14 protein-coding genes are annotated in these 17,748 nt (G+C 45.3%); 5 read left to right on the top strand and 9 right to left on the bottom strand.

Features of this window, described 5'->3' with window-relative positions; genetic code table 11:
* Nucleotides 1-250: 250 nt before the first annotated feature.
* The gene (locus ADH67_RS07295) at nt 251-1,402 is read left to right on the top strand and encodes an ATP-binding protein (protein ID WP_066594968.1); all 1,152 of its coding nucleotides are present in this window, start codon (nt 251-253) and stop codon (nt 1,400-1,402) included.
* Between the two features lie 499 nt (nt 1,403-1,901).
* On the opposite strand, the gene ADH67_RS07290 is transcribed toward ADH67_RS07295, so the two are convergent.
* A complete protein-coding gene (locus ADH67_RS07290; RefSeq protein ID WP_066594964.1) occupies nt 1,902-3,386 on the bottom strand; it encodes an RtcB family protein in 1,485 nt (494 codons plus the stop codon).
* A 3-nt stretch (nt 3,387-3,389) separates the two neighbouring features.
* Nucleotides 3,390-4,433, bottom strand: a complete 1,044-nt coding sequence (gene rtcA / locus ADH67_RS07285) for an RNA 3'-terminal phosphate cyclase (RefSeq protein WP_066594963.1) — start codon at nt 4,431-4,433, stop codon at nt 3,390-3,392.
* Between the two features lie 165 nt (nt 4,434-4,598).
* Between rtcA and rtcR the strand changes: the two genes are divergently transcribed.
* The 3 genes from rtcR (at nt 4,599) to ADH67_RS07270 (ending at nt 8,139) form a co-directional block, all read left to right on the top strand.
* Nucleotides 4,599-6,182, top strand: coding sequence for an RNA repair transcriptional activator RtcR (gene rtcR, locus ADH67_RS07280; RefSeq protein ID WP_066594962.1), 1,584 nt, complete (start codon nt 4,599-4,601; stop codon nt 6,180-6,182).
* A 136-nt stretch (nt 6,183-6,318) separates the two neighbouring features.
* Nucleotides 6,319-6,771 (top strand): GNAT family N-acetyltransferase, encoded by a 453-nt coding sequence (locus ADH67_RS07275; RefSeq protein WP_066594961.1) that lies wholly within the window; start codon nt 6,319-6,321, stop codon nt 6,769-6,771.
* 189 nt (nt 6,772-6,960) lie between these two features.
* A complete protein-coding gene (locus ADH67_RS07270; protein ID WP_084081562.1) occupies nt 6,961-8,139 on the top strand; it encodes a C45 family autoproteolytic acyltransferase/hydrolase in 1,179 nt (392 codons plus the stop codon).
* A 63-nt stretch (nt 8,140-8,202) separates the two neighbouring features.
* Here ADH67_RS07270 and ADH67_RS07265 read toward each other — a convergent pair whose 3' ends face one another.
* Entirely contained in the window at nt 8,203-9,156 is a 954-nt protein-coding gene (locus ADH67_RS07265) for a LysR family transcriptional regulator (RefSeq protein ID WP_066594959.1), read from the bottom strand.
* Nucleotides 9,157-9,263: 107 nt separating this feature from the next.
* Here ADH67_RS07265 and ADH67_RS07260 point away from each other — a divergent pair, with 107 nt between their 5' ends.
* Nucleotides 9,264-11,162: a flavocytochrome c gene (locus tag ADH67_RS07260; protein ID WP_066594958.1), complete on the top strand. Its 1,899-nt coding sequence runs from the start codon at nt 9,264-9,266 to the stop codon at nt 11,160-11,162.
* Nucleotides 11,163-11,372: 210 nt separating this feature from the next.
* Here the strand turns inward: ADH67_RS07260 and ADH67_RS07255 are convergent, their stop codons facing one another.
* The 6 genes from ADH67_RS07255 to ADH67_RS07230 all read right to left on the bottom strand — a co-directional run bounded on the left by ADH67_RS07255 (nt 11,373) and on the right by ADH67_RS07230 (nt 17,746).
* Complete coding sequence (locus ADH67_RS07255; protein WP_066594957.1) at nt 11,373-12,443, bottom strand: 4Fe-4S dicluster domain-containing protein; 1,071 nt, start codon at nt 12,441-12,443, stop codon at nt 11,373-11,375.
* 43 nt (nt 12,444-12,486) lie between these two features.
* The gene (locus ADH67_RS07250; RefSeq protein ID WP_066594956.1) at nt 12,487-14,787 is read right to left on the bottom strand and encodes an FAD-dependent oxidoreductase; all 2,301 of its coding nucleotides are present in this window, start codon (nt 14,785-14,787) and stop codon (nt 12,487-12,489) included.
* The gene (locus tag ADH67_RS07245) at nt 14,784-15,389 is read right to left on the bottom strand and encodes a 4Fe-4S dicluster domain-containing protein (RefSeq protein ID WP_066594955.1); all 606 of its coding nucleotides are present in this window, start codon (nt 15,387-15,389) and stop codon (nt 14,784-14,786) included. The genes ADH67_RS07250 and ADH67_RS07245 overlap by 4 nt, the downstream gene beginning before the upstream one ends.
* 201 nt (nt 15,390-15,590) lie before the next feature.
* Entirely contained in the window at nt 15,591-16,277 is a 687-nt protein-coding gene (locus ADH67_RS07240) for a TorD/DmsD family molecular chaperone (protein WP_066594954.1), read from the bottom strand.
* A 47-nt stretch (nt 16,278-16,324) separates the two neighbouring features.
* On the bottom strand, nt 16,325-17,143 hold the full coding sequence (locus tag ADH67_RS07235; protein WP_066594953.1) for a hypothetical protein: 819 nt from the start codon (nt 17,141-17,143) through the stop codon (nt 16,325-16,327).
* A gap of 9 nt (nt 17,144-17,152) precedes the next feature.
* Nucleotides 17,153-17,746: a 4Fe-4S dicluster domain-containing protein gene (locus tag ADH67_RS07230; protein ID WP_066594952.1), complete on the bottom strand. Its 594-nt coding sequence runs from the start codon at nt 17,744-17,746 to the stop codon at nt 17,153-17,155.
* Between the last annotated feature and the right edge of the window lie 2 nt (nt 17,747-17,748).

The raw sequence follows: 17,748 nt of genomic DNA, 5'->3' as shown, positions 1-17,748 counted from the left end.
CGAAATGATCTGCCGGTTTTTCTTTTCTTGAACCCTTATATTTGGCCTTTTAGGCCAGAGAAGATGCACCATAGGGTGCAAACACTCCCGCGCCAGCGTTGTTATCAAAGAAGGAGAATAACTTAGAGCCACTCACACAGAACAAAAGAACCATTAATCAAGGCTTGATGAGCGAAACAAACTAAACTTTTTTAAAATGAGTTTTAAAATAGTTTAAACTTTTCTAAAATCAATTTTAAAAAAGTTTAAGATGGAATATATAAATCGCTCTTTGTCGGAAATTTTAGAAAACACTCCAAAAGACAAGGCAACCACTATTTTTGGTCCGCGACAGGTCGGAAAAACGACCCTTTTAGAGCACTTCATAAAGAATCGAGATTGTTTTTGGCTAAGCGGAGATGAGCCAGTTGATGTGAATATCCTGACTAACCTTCCTTCCAAAAAAGAAGTGCTTTCGTTGCTGAGTTCTCACAAAATCATAGTTATCGACGAAGCGCAGAAAATTCCGGGAATTGGTCTTCTTATCAAAAGAATGGTGGATGCTCGTACTGAGTGCAAAATTTACGTCACAGGATCCAGTTCATTAGATTTAGCCGGTGGTGTCTATGAAAGCGCAGCAGGAAGGACCCGGTCGTATTATTTGTGGCCTTTTTCATTTGAGGAATTGGCAGATGCTTCCTCTGTAATTCAAGAAAAACGAAATCTTTCTTCCCGGCTAGTGTTCGGAAGCTACCCGCAGATAATAAATGAACCTTCTCAGGCAATAGTAAATCTGAACAACCTCTACAAAAATCTTGCCTTCAAGGATGCCTTAGCTTTGGGAGGGATTAAAAATCACGGGGCCTTCCAACATTTGGTCTATGTCCTTGCCTCTCGAATCGGACAGATGTGCAGTTATGAGTCGATAGCCCAAGAATGCAAGCTTTCCAGCCCAACAGTCCGGACTTACATAACTTTATTAGAGCAATGTTTTGTCATCAAATGTTTGCCTTCATTTGCAAGAAATCTTGAAAATGAATTGAAAAAATCTAAAAAGATATATTTTTACGACCTTGGCGTGCGCAATGCCATCTTAAAAAGATTTACTCCCTTAGAATCGCGCCCCTTTGAAGAGCAGGGAGCTTTGTTTGAAAATTATTTTGTTATCGAAAGAATTAAGCAAGCCAGCTACCACAATTGCATGGTTAATCACTACTTTTGGAGGACAAAAAACAAAGCGGAAGTAGATCTAATCGAGACATACAACGACGAGATTCAAGCTTTCGAAATAAAATTAAGTCGAGATGATGTCATGAGTCCTCCCTCTTTCAGGGAGGCTTATCCAGAAGCAAAATATACCGTCGTGAATAAAAACAACTACCAAAACTATTTATCTCACTGGGATCTGCCAATCATTGTTTGAGATCTCACCGTATGCGCCAACGGACGTGTCAACATCCGTTGCCTTAAGCGATTTTTCATTTTTATGATCTGGTTCCGCCTTGCAAGAAAATCTGTCAGTCCTTTCTGCACAAAATTTCCCAACGATCCGGATACTTGTCAAATTCATGAACTTGTGGCGCGAATTACTAGCGCATATTGGCAAAAACATTACCACCTTGTTCCTCTTCCTTCGAACTTGTAAGTCAGCAAGGTCTTAAAAAGAAACCTTCATTGGTCAAAAAATAAAAAAACTTAAGAAAAAGACGGTTACAACCATCTTTTTATTAGATCTTGAAAGTACGTCCTTAAACTTGTCGCTTGACAACTTGTCGCTTGACAGAAAATAGTCGACAAAACTCACATCGCTAACACTTTTTTGGCCAGCAACTCTCTTTTCTCCATGACAAAAATTACGGCAAAATCACCACCTCCGGGATTCCTCGATCCCGGAGGCAAAACAAATCATTTGAGGAAGCAACCTACATACAGACTTCCGCCTCACCTGCTGCTTTCTTTTTATTGCGCCTTTGAGTCCATTGAGCCTTTTCTTCCGCCATTCTGACGACCTTCGGCTCAAACTTTGCCAGAACATCGACCAAGTCAGTCTGACCTGCTATCACTTTATTAATGTCCTTGTACACCTCAGGAGACTCGTCCAAAGTACCGCCAATCAGCGTCACCTCTCTTGCGCGAAGAAAATTCTTCATATCCTCTCTTTTGAGATTTCTATATGCTGCGGCACGACTCATAACTCGGCCTGCGCCATGAGAACAGGAATTAAAAGATTCCGGATTGCCTTTGCCTCTGACAATAAATCCCGGCGTTCCCATGGAACCTGGAACCACTCCCAGTTTTCCTTCTCCAGCCGGAGTCGCTCCTTTCCTGTGAACAATCACCTCTTCTCCGTTGAACTCTTCCTTCCAAGCAAAGTTGTGGTGGTTTTCAACGTATCCGAGAACACCGCATCCAAGGGCGGCAATAACATGCTTGTGAATCAATTCGTGATTGGCCGCTGCGTATCGCCCGCAAAGTTCCATTGCCTCCCAGTAGTCTTTTCCTTCCTCTGAATCCAACTCCAACCAAGAGAGTCGTTTCAAGTTTTCCGGCAATTCCGGATGTAAAAATGCTGCAAGTTCGGAATAAAAATTAGCGACATGCTGACCAAGTCCTCGGCTGCCCGAATGAGAAAGCAAAGCTGTGTAAGTGCCCGCTTTTATTTTCAGTGTTGGTTCGTCAATATCGGCTTCAACCGTAAGTTTGCCGAATTCAACAAAGTGGTTCCCGTGACCGCTGGTTCCTAGTTGAGATCTGGCTTTCTGGAAATTCTCTTTCAAAACGCCCGGTTTCTTCCACAGAGGATCATCCATAACCTCATGGACTCTCATTCCTGGATCAAAGGCGATTCCGACTCCGAAACGAGTCTCACGCAAAAGGACCTCGCCGAACCTTCTTCTATCTCGTTCGAACTCTTCACAAGGAACGTCCAAAATCGATATTCTCATGCGGCACGCAATATCTACGCCTACTGCATAAGGAATGACGGCGCCTTTTGTTGCTAGTACTCCGCCGATCGGCAATCCATAGCCTTGATGTGCATCCGGCATCAAGGCCCCTCCCACAGAAATCGGCAGACTGACAGCGTCATCCATTTGTTCCAAAGCCTTTGCTTCAACTTTTTCCGTGCCCCAAAGTTTCCAAGGAGCCTTCTCTTTTCTCTCACAAAAGTTAATTCTATTGGCTCTGGATTGTTCTAATTTCTCAGCAGCAACTGCAAAAATCTCCTTGAGATCGCCGCTAAGAACCTTTGTCGGCTTTAATGCTGAGGCTAATTGCTTTAACGCCTTTTTTAGTTCAACGTCAGACTTACCGACGCGATAAGCCTCATGCAGTGCCTCATAAAAAGCATTTCTCAGGTCTTCTGTTTTAAAAATGGGAGTCTCATCCAAATCTTTTCTTTTAAGCATTTTTTATCCTTGTACTTTCGGCACTTCAACAAGCAATTCTTTGCGGTCCTTTTCTAATCCAACTTTCTTCCCGGTAAACAATTCAAACGTCTGACAGCAGCTTTCCAAGTGTTCTGTAAGATGCGACGTTAAGAATTTCCCTCCTTCGGCAAAACCTAGGGGAAGAATCAGTTGATCGGCCAAATGTACTTCTACCGGTACTTCCGCGGCAAAAAATTTCCGCAACTGCTTTCCGAGGTTGTTAACTAGAGCCTCTGAGCTATATCCGTAGGCTGCAATATCACTGAATATGAGAGGATATTCGGCAGATCCAGTTCTCACGATAACGGCTGCACCAGGTTCTTCTATTGTTGACTTCTCAACAATCTCCATTTCGTACGGAACCGCACATTTCATCTTCTCGAATTCTTTAGTTATCAGCTTGCGGATCTTGAGCGTCGTTTTTTCCGGGAAATGACTTGTTATCAACTGAACGGTGCAATTTCGCAGTTTTTCTCTTCTTACCAAATCGACCGGTCTAAACTGTTTCGGAGAATTGCATGCCACGCTGATTTGTCCTCCGCCTGCTTTATAAAAACCAAACTTCTCGATATTCGCCTCGATTGAATATCCCATCCGGTTCATTCGCGGGACTAAACTTTCAGCAAAGAACTCTCCTGTAGGCGCTTGCGGACAATAAGTTCCGCCATCGACGATCACTTGAGAAGGCAGTTTCTGGACTGCTAATGGTAAAAGGACGCTTTGTAGAACCAATGCTGTACTGCCGCCGCTTCCAACCGCAAAATGATAAGAACCGCTTTTGATCTTCTTGGGAACAAAACTCAATACCTCCGATCCTAATTCAGCTCCCTCAACCTTGGCACCGCAAATTTCTGCACAAGCCTTTACGCCGCATAAGTGCTGTTTTCTTAGTCCCGGCTGCGGCCGTCCTTTGCGGATGTCTGTCATTTCAAAAGGGATGCCCAAGATACAGGAAAGAGCTAGAGAAGAGCGCAAAATTTGTCCTCCTCCGTGTCCCATGCTTCCGTCTATTTTTAATATTTTCATTTTCTCCTCTTAGGTCTCATCCTTTCTTATTGCAAAAGGCATGCCAACTTTTCATTCTCATTTAAATTCATGTAGTTATAAAATTATGACTTATCTCTTCGTTAAATTAGAAGATAAAAATTTATACTTTAAAATATATTTCTATATATTTTTATAGCTTTAAAAATGAAAAAAACGGTTATTTTCGGTTTTCTCGGGACAAATCTTGATCAGCCCGGAAGAGCAAAATGGTCTAAATGGCGTCCGACAGTATCTTTAGGCCAACAAGAAGACCTTATGGTGGCCAGGTACGAGCTTTTTTATGACGTTCCTTATCAAAAACTCGCCTCTTCAGTTCGTGAAGACTTTCTTCAAGTTTCTCCGGAAACAGAATTCAATACTCATCAAATCAGGCTCCGAGATCCTTGGGATTTCCAAACCGTTTATAGTGGTATCTTCGACTTTCTGAAGACTTACAAATTCGATACCGATAACGAAGAATACTTGGTCCACATTACTACCGGTACTCATGTCATCCAAATCTGCCTCTTTCTTCTAACCGAATCACGTCACATTCCGGGGAAAATTTTGCAAACTCAAATGCAAAAGTACGGAGATCCAACCGGTACTTACACAATCATTGATTTGGACCTCTCTAAATACGACATGATTGCAGAGCGTTTCCATCAAGAACAGAAAGAAGGAGTGCACTTCTTAAAGTCCGGTATTGAAACAAAGAACCCGGTCTTCAACACGATGATCAGAGAGCTGGCCACCGTCAGTATCAAATCCAAGTCGCCGATTCTTTTGACCGGCGATACCGGCGTCGGAAAGACCAAGATGGCTCGCCTCATCTACGACTGGAAAAAACAGCAAAGAATGGTTAGCGGCAGCTTCGTTGAACTTAACTGCGCTACTTTGAGAGGCGACGCCTGTATGTCAGCTCTCTTCGGCCACGTTAAAGGTGCTTTTACCGGCGCAGTCAACCACCGAGAAGGCCTTCTCAAAGCAGCTGACGGCGGACTGCTGTTCTTGGATGAAATAGGCGAACTCGGCCTTGATGAACAGGCAATGCTGCTGCGTGCTCTCGAGGAAAAACGCTTTTATCCTCTGGGCTCCGATGTCGAAAGTAAAAGCGATTTCCAACTAATCTGCGGCACGAATAAAAATCTCTCTGCCATGGTGAAAGAAGGAAAGTTCAGAGAAGATCTTCTCGCCAGAATCCAATTGTGGTCTTTCAAAATACCTTCTCTCAAAGAGCGGCCGGAAGATATTGAACCGAACCTTGACTACGAACTTCAACAAGTTTCCGTCAATACCGGCACGCAATTCAGTTTCAACAAAGAAGCCAGAGAGAAGTTTCTGCAGTTATCTAAGTCTGATCAAGCTTTATGGAAATCTAACTTCCGAGACCTATCCGGAGCCGTAATGAGAATGGCAACACTCTCAGATGGCGGAAGAATCACGGAAGATACTGTCGACTCGGAATGGAAAAGGCTTGTCCATCGGTGGCATCCTGATGAGAAAGTTCCGCTTCCGTACGCTTCTTCCTCTGTCATCACTAACGAGAAATGGAATAAATTAGATCTTTTCGATCGCTGCCAATTAGAGAAAGTTATTGAGGTCTGCAAAACCTCTAAAAGTCTTGCTGATGCCAGCAGGAAACTCTTTTCAAACTCCATCCTCGAAAAGAAGTCCTGCAATGATTCAGATCGTCTGCGCAAATATCTTGCCAAGTTTGGTCTCTGCTGGAAAGACTTCCATTCGTAATGGTCTTCCGGAAAAACAATAATTTCTTCCTTTGCTGACCGCAGACCTTTGCAGGCCTCTTAGCACAAAGGTTGTTGCATACCGAGCAAAATAGGAAGAAAACGAACAAGAACCTTTAAAACGCTGAGCTACCGGGATGGCTATATTTCGACTCATACAACAAAATAAGAAAAGATTCCTCGATCTTCTTCTCCTTGCGGACGAACAGGAAGATATGATTGACCGTTATTTGGAATGCGGTGAACTGTGGACTCTGGATGACAATGGTGTAAAGGCTGTCTGCGTCGTTGCCGACGTTGGAGACGGAACCTTAGAAATTAAGAATCTTGCCGTCGTACCGAATTTTCAACGCAAAGGATATGGCAAAGCCATGATCGAATTCATTGCCGAAAGATATAAAAATTACTCACGCCTGCGAGTAGGAACCGGTGCCAGCCCTTTGACTCTTCCCTTCTATCGTTCGTGCGGATTCCGAGAAACGGGTGTAATTCCGAATTTCTTCACCGACAACTATAACCATCCTATCGTAGAAGGAGACATTGTATTGAAGGACATGATTCTCTTGGAGCGGCCGTTGCTCAATCACTAGCGTATTGGCCGGAAAGAGAACCGCAAAGAATTCTGAAGGCTTACTCGGGAACTCTCACAACATGGTCTCTCCAGAAAAAGATTAAGACCTTGAATAACACCTGTCCGAATCGCTTTTTTCTAATTTCAAGAACTCCAAAGTATCGTCGGTTTTGCTAACCTGACTTGTCTCGATCTAGAAGGAGAAGAAATGTCTGTAACCAGAAGAAAGGCCTTAACAGTGCTTGGCGCAAGTGCTGTCTCTTTATTGACTTCTAATGTTTTTGGAGCAGTTACTCTTCCGCAAGCGCCTGCTGTTCAGCCTCTTCAAGTGGTTCCTTGCCAATATCCGGTCATCGAACTTTCCGGTACACCTTTCGAACGAGGAAAGGCATACGGAATGACGGTCAAAGAAGCTGTCCGAAAAAATATCGCTTTCTACAAAATGATTTTCAAAACTTTCTCCAATATTTCGTGGGAGAAAGCGATGGCAACGTCTAAGAAATTCCTTCCGTATATCGAAAAATTCTGCCCAGGTGCTGTCGAAGAAATGAAAGGCGTCGCAAGCGGTGCAGATTTACCGTTTGAAGAAATCCTTACTCTTAACTGCCGCAGTGAAATCATGTTTGCCGCTTCAGACGGCTGTACGGCGGTGGCCTTTCTGAAAGAACAAACCTCCGGCGGAAGCGTCTTGATCGGCCAAACTTGGGACTGGTTCATGCCGGCGAGAGAAAATACTTGTATCCTCAAAATTCGTCAGGAGAAAGCTCCCGATATTCTGATGGTGGCAGAAGCCGGTTTGATTGGCGGCAAAGGTCTTAACTCCTGCGGCATCGGATTGTGCCTTAACGCCGTGAGCATCGGCAGCGGAAAAGAAGGTGTACCTCTTCACCTAATCATGCGCAACATCCTCAACTCTACTTTGCCGACGGAAGCATTAGATTGCATTGCACACGTTCCGCGCGCTGGTTCTGCGACTTTAACGATTGGTTCGGCTGAGGACTTAGTCATGGCTGTAGAGTACTCTCCGAATGAGTTTGACGTTCTCATGGCAGAAGAGGAACCATTGGCTCACACAAATCACTTCCTCTCGCCTTTGATTGCTCCTCATGACAAAGGCAAAGCAGGTCCCCTTTCAACCTACACTCGTCTGAATACTGTTCGCCGGAAAATCAAAAAACTTGGCAAAGCCGATGGTCTTAATGCGGTATACAGTCTTTTGACTTCGCATGAATTCTTTCCGGAATCACTGTGTTATCACGAAGACTTCAGAGATTCGGGCCTTCGAGCATGTACGATTTATTCTATGGTCATGGATTTGAATTCACAAACTTTGCTGATCTCCAACGGCTACCCGTGCGAAGGAAAAGTATCGGAGTTTTCTATCTGACATTTGATCTTTTTGAAGACCTCCTTTAGAAGTCATGCATGCCAACTTAACTTCAAAGGAGGTTTATGGTGTCACACCATATTTTTCAAAAATCGGGCCCCACCGCTTTGGATAAGCTTTCTTTTGAGTGTTTGCAAACCAGGAGGCAAATTCGTACAAAGGCTTATTCTCAGCGTCTTCTTTTCTAATGGCAATTGTCATGTCCCACCGTGGCCGATGCCATCCCGGAAGCAAAGGGATGAGCCTGCCGTCCTTAATATCGTCGCTGCAATAGGCGACCGACAAGTCCACCGCAATTCCATGTCCCAGAAGCGCAGCACTTCTGCAAGAAAAAGCGTCTCCAAGATACACAAGCTTAAAATCAGAAGTCAGTGAAACGCACAGGTCTGCATGTTCTAGGCTTCTAGTTGTTGGATATATTCGGCTGTCACGCAAAATCAAGACGTGATTCTTTAAGTCCTCTACGCAGGATGGACTTCCGTTCCGTGCAACATACTTCGGACTCGCCAACAGCATGTTGAAACTAAAACCGGCATCAAACAACACAAGATCCCCGTTGGCGTTCTCGGGTCTATATGGGAGCATGACAATATCTGTTTCTCCATCTAGCAAATGTTGATGATCGCAATCATTAAGAAAACGAACATTGAATTTGGGATGAAGCTCCCGATACTTTGCCATAACAGGAAAAAGATCGTCTCGCGTCATGTTTACCGGTAAAGACAAACGGACATCTATAGGCTTCGAAGCTACCTCTTGGAGCTTTAAAGACAGTTTGTCCTCACTTTTCAGAAGCTGATGAACGCAAGGAAGAATTAGTTCTGCTTCTTGAGTCATTTTGAATGGCCGGGAAGAACGATCAAACAATGAAAAACCCAAATTTTTTTCGAGTTCTTTAAGGATCCGTGAAGCAGTTTTCAAATCAAGATCAAGTTCTATAGCCGTTCGCGAAATATTCAGAGTTTGCGACGTCTTTTGAAATACTTTCCATGCTAAAAGACTCTCTTTTGGGATCATCTGCTATTTCTTAATTTTTGAGAACTATTTCAGAAATTCTAACTAGTTCTCATCAGGATTTTCACTTATCGTGGTTATGTGAAATTCATTCCAAGGAGAACAGAGTTATGAAATTTACATTTTCAGTCCTCGCTGCCTTAGTAGCAGCTGCATTCTGCGCTCAAGAAGCCTCAATGGCAAAAGACGGTACATACACTGCCACTACCTTAGGCCGCAATGGTGATGTGACAGTCCAAGTCAAAATAGCTAACAATAAGATTGAGGACGTAAAGGTTCTCAGTTGGAGTGAAACTCATCCTGTCGCAGACTTACCTAAAGCAAAAGTCCCTGCTGACATTGTTAAAAATCAATCTACCAATGTCAATAATGTTTCTGGGGCAACCTTAACGACCTTCGCAATCAAGGCCGCTGTCCAAGACTGTTTGAAGCAGGCAGGGCTTAATCCAAAAGATTTCTCCAAGATGGTCCCACAGCCACAAAAAGTAACTGACAATATCGAAGAAAAAACTGATGTGATTGTAGTTGGGGCAGGTGGAGCCGGATTATCAGCCGCTGTTGCAGCTGCACAAAGAGGATTAAACGTTATTGTTCTAGAGAAAGCTCACTTTGCGGGTGGCAACACCTCTGTGTCAGGAGGTTGTTTTAACGCTGCAGATCCGGAAGGTCAAAAACCCATCAATATGACTGACGGACAGAGAGAATCAATTGAAAAACTTCTTGCTGAAAAACCGCAAAACAAGCTCCAGGAAGATCTCATTACACAGGTCAAACAACAGTGGGCCGACTATAAGAAGTCAGGCTCCAAAAGCCTTTTCGATACACCTGAACTTCATGCCCTTCAAAGTTGGAAAGCTGGCGATTACAAAGCAAACTTAGAACTGGTTTATCGTTTGACTAAAGAAGCCCCCGAAATCCAAGAAACTCTTGCAAAAATGGGAATTATTTGGCAGAAGAAACCAACACAATTCGTTGGCGCTCTCTGGCCGAGATCTCACCGAGCAAGCAATTACAAATCTGGCGTGGGCTATATCGACACATACTTGGATCTCATCAAAGCCGAAAATTTACCTGTTGCCTTTATGATGAGTACGCCGGCGGAAAGTCTTATTACCAAGGACGACAAAGTAATCGGCGTGAAAGCCAAAGGTCCCGATGGTAAGACTTACACGATTCTTGCATCCAAAGGAGTCATCTTAGCCTCCGGCGGTTTTGGTGCCAACGTGAAGATGCGTAACGAGTACGATGAGCTCTGGGATAAAAAGCTGGATGAAAAAGTTAAAACCACAAATATGCCGGCTATCACCGGTGACGGCATCAATATGGCCTTGAAAGTAGGTGCCGGAGTAAAAGACATGGGCTATATCCAGCTACTCCCGACCACTGATCCGGCAACAGGTTCTACAAATCACAAGATCGTTGAATCAACCAATATTTACGTCAACAAGCTTGGCAATCGTTTCGTGAACGAACAAGGAAGACGCGATGTTCTGGCAAAGGCTGCTCTTGCCCAACCGGATCATATCTTCTACATCATCGGCACTGAACAGACATTGCTAAAAGATAAAGAAGGCAGAGGCCCATACGGAATCCTAATTTCTGACCTTTTAAAACAAAAGAAGGCATTTAAAGCGGATACCTTAGAAGAGCTTGCTAAGAAAGTCGGAATGGATCCTGCAAATCTCAAACGCACGGTTGAAAAGTGGAATGAGTTCTGTAAGACACAGAAAGGAGATGAGTTCGGCCGCATGAGCTGCGAAGATGGAAATAAACTTCCGGGCGGTCCCTACTATGCCTCTCTCATGACACCGTCGGTTCATCATACGATGGGCGGTTTGACAATCGATAAGGACACTCGAGTCTTGAATAAGGCCGGAAAACCAATTCCTGGTTTGTTTGCTGCGGGGGAAATCACAGGCGGCATTCATGGCACTAATAGAGTTGGATGCAATGCCGTTCCTGATGCACTCATTTACGGAACGATTGCCGGCAGAGAAGTAGGCAAGTAATCCTTGTAACAGACTGCGCTTCCTTGGCGCAGTCTGCTTGTTTGTAGAGGCCGCAGTAGCTGGAGATATTGCACCTCTTAAAAATTCTCAAGAATTCTTTGCTCCAAAAACACTTTTGTGCTCAAATCTCAGAGTACGTGAGAGCTTTTTTCTAACCTTCCTAGCCCATTAATTTGGAGCAGGTATTCACTGCTCCAAAATCTCCCAAAATCAGCTTCTGTAGATCGGCGTATCAAAAAAATCGTGCATACGTGCTTCTGCAGATTGATCCGGTTCATCCTCATGCGCGTTGTCTTTCGTTAAAACAATCCTTACAGAATCGGAAAGGATTTCTTCGGAACCGGGAATTGACCTTATGTCCATAGCCTTTGTGGGACAAACCTCAATACATCTTCCGCAGTCAGCACAGCGAAGAGGATCCGCCAGCAGTTTAAATCTCTGGTCTTCGGTTTTACTAGTTAAACAGCCGGACGGACATAACAGAACGCACAAATTACAGCCGTTGCATTTCTCTTTAAATACAGCGGGGAGAGGGAAAAATTTCTCTTGAATTTCGAACTTAGGATCTTTGATTCTGAGTATTTCGACGGCGGCTAAAAGAAGTTCTCGTTCAAGCATAGGAAAAACTTTGTCGGTTTTAGGAGCGCCTCCCGAAAAAGAAGCCACGTCGCAAATTCCTTGAAACCGTTCAGAGACTCGGCTGAAAAACCTTCTGCGCCCTAGATCTACATTGCTCTCTGCTTTTGCTTCGAAAAGCGTTGGTCGGAAATCAACGCCTAAATCCGATGAAAGCTTTTCACAGGCGCTGATAAGATTTTGAGCGGCTTTGTTTCCTGAGGCTGCGCAACACTTTTTGCAATCCGAACAATGAAGTTTAATTTCAACATTAAAAATTAAATGAGCTAAAAGCAGCACCACCGGACTTACGCCGCCAAAGCAGCCTGTCGGAAACTCCCGACTATCCTGAGCTGCCTTCGGGCATACAAAGACCAGAGGCCGAGAGAGGGAAGACTTCGAGCAAAGATTGCAGAAGTGCGTTTTTAATGCGCTGAGTACGCCGTAGAGCGGAAACCGGCCAAAAGAGAAAGCCTCGGTCGGGCACTCTCTAATGCACTTCCCGCACCAGGTACAAGAGGAACTCTCCTCGATGGAAACGGACTGATTCTTAAGACTAAGTACCTTTGGCTGGCAGACTTCAATGCACTTCTCGCAGGAAGATTTTGGGAAAAGCGTTCTGACACAGCGATTCCTTTCGAAAGCTATCTGCGCAGAATTTGCCATCCCTCCTCCTAACCGGGCTCTGCGCTCAATCTCAGTACTGCACTTAACTAATAGCTGGTTGAGCAGGTTCTCGATTAGTAAGTTTTCCGTCATCTTTATTTTTCCTGTTTTGCCTCGAACGCTTCTTTTCTGTACATCTGTCGCTCAAAAATTGGCTGATAGCCTTTGCGGCGCCCTGCCCGCTTTCTATAGCTGTCGTCACAAAGCTTGGTCCGCTTACCGCATCTCCGGCAGCAAACACCTTGGGAAGATTGGTATGTAAAGATCCTTTGGAAATAACAATCCCCGCTTCTTTCAAAACTTCATCTCTCGGGCCGCTGAAACCATAGGCACAGATCACCAAATCGGCTTTTAGCACTTCGCAGATTCCCTCCCGATTTATGACTTTAACCGTTTTATCCGGTTGGACCGATTGTATTTGGGTTTCCTCTAAAAATTTAGCTCCCTCCCGAAGAGCACTCTCGTAGTCATCCCTTGGCGGATTCGCTTTCAGCAAAGACTTGCGGAACACGCAGGTGACCGTTCGAGCGCCTTGACGCAGTGCGGTCCGAGCGCAATCTAAGGCTGTTCCTCCAACTCCTAAAACGACTACATGTTTGTCGTGGGCCAAGGAAGCCTGTTTCGGATCTCCGTGAAGATATTCAAGAGCTTGAAAAACAAAATTTGAATTTGCACCGGATACGTTCAGATGAATTGGATTTTCTGCACCAATTGCAAGAAGAACTGCATCGTGCGTATCAACGATACCCAGGAACTCTTGCGCCGACTTGATTTCATATCCGAGCTGAAAATCGATGCCGGATTTCTCGTAGAGTTTTCTTCGGGTAAGGATTCTTTCTTTAGAGAGTTTGAAAGCCGGAATACCGAACATCGTCAGACCGCCGATCTCTTTTTCCCGTTCATAAACCGTAACTTTGTACCCCTGAGCACGAAGAACATCAGCTGCAGCAAGTCCAGCGGGTCCGGCTCCGATTACTGCGACGGAAGGACTTTTCTCTAATGTCCGAGCTCTGGAGATCCTGTATCCTCGATCAAGCGCGCGAGAAGAGGCAAAGTACATCAACGCGTGAATGTTGATTGGAACAGAGAAATTGCCCAAGGGACATGCCGCCATACAAAATTTATCTTTGGGACAGAGCTGAGAGCAAAGTTCAGGCATTTTCCCTGACTGCATCAAAAGTTTCCCGGCAGCTTTTGTATCGCCTGCGGCAATGGATCGGAGCACCTCGGTAATAGGATTGTGCTGCGGACAAGCTTTCACGCACGCTCCGCATTGAATGCATCGGCTGCTTTCAAGAATGGCATTTTTCAAAGAGAAGGTCTCTTGAGGAGCATCAAAAGAGGCCTTGGAAACGACAGATTGTTCCGTTGCTGCCCCTCCTGGGAACCTCTCTTTTAGGTAAACAACATTAGTCGTCTTTCCCTCCGCACATTTCGACTTCTTTAAGAAGGGAAAAGAAATCGCAGAGACAGGACAGCGCTGTGCACAAGCTCCGCATTTCAGGCATCTGGAACTTTCCGTACTCGGAACCGTCTTCTTCAGGTCAATGCCTTCCGGACAAGCATTCCTGCAGACCTGGCAGTTTAGGCCGAAAGCTCGGAGACACTTCTGATCATCAACCTTCGGAACGAATGTCTTATTTAATCGGCTCACTAAAGAAATAAAGGCTCCGATTGGACAAATAAATTGACACCATCTTCTCAAAAAGAAGATTTCCAGAAAAAGCACTCCAAGAATCACGAGCGGAGTAATTGTCGGGTCATTGAACTTCAGCATATGAACAATGCCGATAATGAATGCGAAGGTTAGCCCGACTGGACAAATTAAACAGAAAACAGGGAAAGAAAAAATTGCAGAAGAAACTAGCGCGGCCGCCAGCACAAAAAACGGCCCTTTCTTCTGCAGTGCAGCAGAATTAATGAAATTAGCTTTAGAAGACAACAACACCCGAGAAGAAGTGCTCGATTTTTCGGGTTTCGAAAAAGTCTCTTCACGAGTGGAACTTGTTCCTTGATCTTCGGAATCATTAAAACAAGACGTCTCTGTCTTTGGTTCGGCTCCGAAGATTTTTCTTAAAGACGGAACGGGACAAAGCCAGCCGCAGAAAAATCGTCCGAACACCACCACAAGCGCAACAAATACGCCAAGACAAATGAGAACAGATAAAGCCGGAGAGCCGGATGCAAAAATGGTTTCTAATGCACCAACCGGACAAATCTGAGCGATCGAGCCAATGCCAAAGGAAGAAAGTGTCCCCCACCCAGTCTGCCAAATCACACCGCATACAACGGCTAAAAGGAAAAGGCCAAGAGACAATGCGCGAAGAATAGAAATTTTTTTCATGATTGCTCCTGTGCTTTCAGAGCTTCTAAAGACAGAATTTCGATACCGCGTTGATTGCGTCCTGTATAAGCCTGGAGCACATTGGCCGGGCAAATATTTTCACACACGCCGCAACCGTTGCACTTGTCATTGTCAATGACCGGAACCTTTCCTTCGGCTAAAGAAATAGCATCATAAGGACAGGCTTCTTTACATTTTGTACAAGCCCGGGTTCGGAGTGCAATACAGATGTCGGTTAAACGAGCCTTTCCGACCGGTGTAGTTTCTCCCGAATACGCCGTAAGCGCTCCGGTTGGACAGACCTCAATGCATTTGTCGCAGAAGTCGCAGGAACCGTATCGGTAATTCATAACCGGAGTTCGCAGATTCAGCACCCCGTCTGCGAGACCTCCAATCGAAATAACATTAGTGGGACAAATACTTCGGCAGCGATCACAGCGGATGCACCTAGATAAAAAGTTGTTATCCTGTCCTCCGGGCGGTCGAATTACGGGTGCTGATTCGACTTTGGAAGCGCCCCAGCCGAGCGCAAAGAGAGCACCCGAAGCTCCCACAGACAATAAAAGGCCCCTTCGACCGATGGAAGAAGATTGAGAACTCATAGCAGCAGCCTCCTTGCCGATTAATCCAACAGATTGCCTATGCCTTACTTTTGAGGTTCAGAACAAAAGCCCAAGCAGGCATAGGTCGAGGTCATAATTATTTTTTGAGAAAAGAGCAATAGTTTTATTGTTTCAGTTACCAGCTGACTATCTGCCTATAGCTTCGTAACGGAATTCTTGGTATCGGGAAAATTTAAATTCTCAATCACAGGCCTCGTCAAACTGCACCCAACTAAGCATTCTTTGATGGTCTTGACAGGTTCCTTCAAGCATCATTGCCGCTCCGCGGTAAAAGCAAGAGTCAACATTTTCGTGGATTTTCTTGAGAAATTTAGGCAGCCAATTAAAAATGTGCTTCTCAAGAAATGTCGCTTGATCCCGCAGAAAATTCATATATTCCGGCGATGCAGGCTTCTCATTTTTTGCTCTCCGGCAAAGATAAGCCAAGTAATCCAGCTCTAGCGCTATATGATCGTCATACAAGTCGCTCTGATTTTCAAGACCGTGGTCTCGATAGATCCGGCGGACTTGTTCATACGCTTTCTGCATGACGAGCCCCTGAGCACTGGTGTAGACAGACTCATAAGGATAAGCTGCTTTCGAGCCTGCAGTTCCGATAAAGGCCGCTGCGTACTCGGCCGCCAAAAGATCAAGCTGATTATCCGGCTCCTCTTGACGGATCGCTTCATCGATCCATCTCGCTCCCTTGCTGATAAGAGGATGGTCGCAATAGTCAGAAAGCTTAAGACCGAGAAGCGCCTCCTTTGCGTCTTGCGTGATTTCGGATTTGAATAAACGAGAAAGCAAGGTGTAGTTAATTTCGAAATCGAATAACTCCTCGTAACTCGGATAATAAGGTCCTATTATCATAGAATCATTTAGCTGCATGTCTGGTTCCTAGAAACGGGTCGGGGCCGAAGCACCGACCCTATGAATTAAGGTTTGAAGAAATGCCACGCGGCCTGGCCGATGTCCAATAGCAAATTCTGCCATACAAATACGGCGATAAAAATCCCTGCCAACCCGACAGCTGTCAAGAGCATCTTTGCTTTTCTCGTAAAGGCGCCCGCCAGCGGAAGCACAACACCGCAAAGAGCGCACCCTATCCAAAAATTCAGACTCAGACTGCCGGAAAGAATTTCGCGAGCCCCTTCCAACGTTTCCGGATCCGAAAGAAGGTACCCCGTATATGCCGCATAGCCAAGACCGGTAACGCAAGCTGCGGCCGCAGAAGATATTTTTGCCTTAGCCTTCTCAGCATCTTCAAATTCGCGTTCCACAAGAAAGCAAAGTGAAGCGGCGCTCCAGTACAAACCGATGAAAGGAAGCATCAGCGTATAAGAGTTGAGCACGGGACGCCAGCTCATCACCATATTCGCTCCAAGCGCAAAAACCGCAATGAGAGAAAAAAGCGCTGAAATCAAGCTGAAAGCCCGCGTCCTTGTCTGATCCGCTTCTCGATAAAGGCAGATAAGATAAATCAAGCTTGCGGCCAGAGCGCCCGTGACACCAATCATCTCCCAGAATAGCCATGACTTTGGATTTCCGAAGACACCCAAAATCATGCTTGGCCTTCCGAGATTAGAGATCGCCGCAAAACCGCCCAGACTTAAGCAGACAAACCCGAGTGCTGCGCAGATCTTCAGAGTCCTCTCAGTAAAGTCAGAGAACTCTGAAGCGGCCAGGGCAGCGAAAAGACCGGCACCTACACAAAGTAAGGCTGCAAAGATTGATAAAGTCCAGTCGCCGACCATTTCTCCTCCTTATAGCATCTTCGGAGGTTTGTTCATCCATTCACCGGTCTTCTTATGAAGAATATAACGGACGGAAGGATGATTTCCGGAGTCCGGCATGCTGTGGACGTTCTCTTCGCCGGCAGCCGCAAGGACCTTGGAAACTTCGCTCTCCGGATCGTCTATATCGCCGAAGAAACGAGCGTTTGCGCAGCAGGCTTTAACACAGGCGGGCTGCTCGCCGACTTCCTGCAAATGACGGCAGAGAGTACATTTTTCGACAACCTTATTTTCCGGATTAAAGGAACGGGCACCGTAGGGGCAAGCGGCGATGCACATCTTGCAGCCGATGCATTTTTCCTTATCCACGAGTACTTGGCCGTCTTCGGTTTTGAAGGAAGCTCCGGTAGGACAGACTTTCACGCAAGGTGCGTCGCGGCAATTCTGACAAACGGTCGGCAGGAAGTACTGCTTGAGTTCAGGAAATTTTCCGACGGGTCCGATGGATAGTACTTTGTTGTAGTACACGCCGAGAGGAACATTATTTTCATTCTTACATGCGACTTCACATGCAAAGCAGCCGATGCAGCGATCGAGGTCAATTACGAGAGTTTTTTGTGCCATTT

The sequence above is a fragment of the Turicimonas muris genome (genome assembly GCF_002221595.1).
Taxonomy (GTDB): Bacteria; Pseudomonadota; Gammaproteobacteria; order Burkholderiales; family Burkholderiaceae_F; genus Turicimonas; species Turicimonas muris.
Note: the sequence above shows the minus strand (reverse complement) of the source record. Positions and strands in the feature narration are given on the sequence as shown.

Excerpts from the sequence above, each read along its gene's own strand:
- ADH67_RS07250 (WP_066594956.1), bottom strand. The coding sequence starts at position 14,787 with ATGAAAAAAATTTCTATTCTTCGCGCATTGTCTCTTGGCCTTTTCCTT.
- ADH67_RS07230 (WP_066594952.1), bottom strand. The coding sequence starts at position 17,746 with ATGGCACAAAAAACTCTCGTAATTGACCTCGATCGCTGCATCGGCTGC.
- ADH67_RS07270 (WP_084081562.1), top strand. The coding sequence starts at position 6,961 with ATGTCTGTAACCAGAAGAAAGGCCTTAACAGTGCTTGGCGCAAGTGCT.
- ADH67_RS07240 (WP_066594954.1), bottom strand. The coding sequence starts at position 16,277 with ATGCAGCTAAATGATTCTATGATAATAGGACCTTATTATCCGAGTTAC.
- rtcA (WP_066594963.1), bottom strand. The coding sequence starts at position 4,433 with ATGAAAATATTAAAAATAGACGGAAGCATGGGACACGGAGGAGGACAA.
- ADH67_RS07265 (WP_066594959.1), bottom strand. The coding sequence starts at position 9,156 with ATGATCCCAAAAGAGAGTCTTTTAGCATGGAAAGTATTTCAAAAGACG.
- ADH67_RS07235 (WP_066594953.1), bottom strand. The coding sequence starts at position 17,143 with ATGGTCGGCGACTGGACTTTATCAATCTTTGCAGCCTTACTTTGTGTA.
- ADH67_RS07260 (WP_066594958.1), top strand. The coding sequence starts at position 9,264 with ATGAAATTTACATTTTCAGTCCTCGCTGCCTTAGTAGCAGCTGCATTC.
- ADH67_RS07255 (WP_066594957.1), bottom strand. The coding sequence starts at position 12,443 with ATGGCAAATTCTGCGCAGATAGCTTTCGAAAGGAATCGCTGTGTCAGA.
- rtcR (WP_066594962.1), top strand. The coding sequence starts at position 4,599 with ATGAAAAAAACGGTTATTTTCGGTTTTCTCGGGACAAATCTTGATCAG.
- ADH67_RS07245 (WP_066594955.1), bottom strand. The coding sequence starts at position 15,389 with ATGAGTTCTCAATCTTCTTCCATCGGTCGAAGGGGCCTTTTATTGTCT.
- ADH67_RS07275 (WP_066594961.1), top strand. The coding sequence starts at position 6,319 with ATGGCTATATTTCGACTCATACAACAAAATAAGAAAAGATTCCTCGAT.
- ADH67_RS07290 (WP_066594964.1), bottom strand. The coding sequence starts at position 3,386 with ATGCTTAAAAGAAAAGATTTGGATGAGACTCCCATTTTTAAAACAGAA.
- ADH67_RS07295 (WP_066594968.1), top strand. The coding sequence starts at position 251 with ATGGAATATATAAATCGCTCTTTGTCGGAAATTTTAGAAAACACTCCA.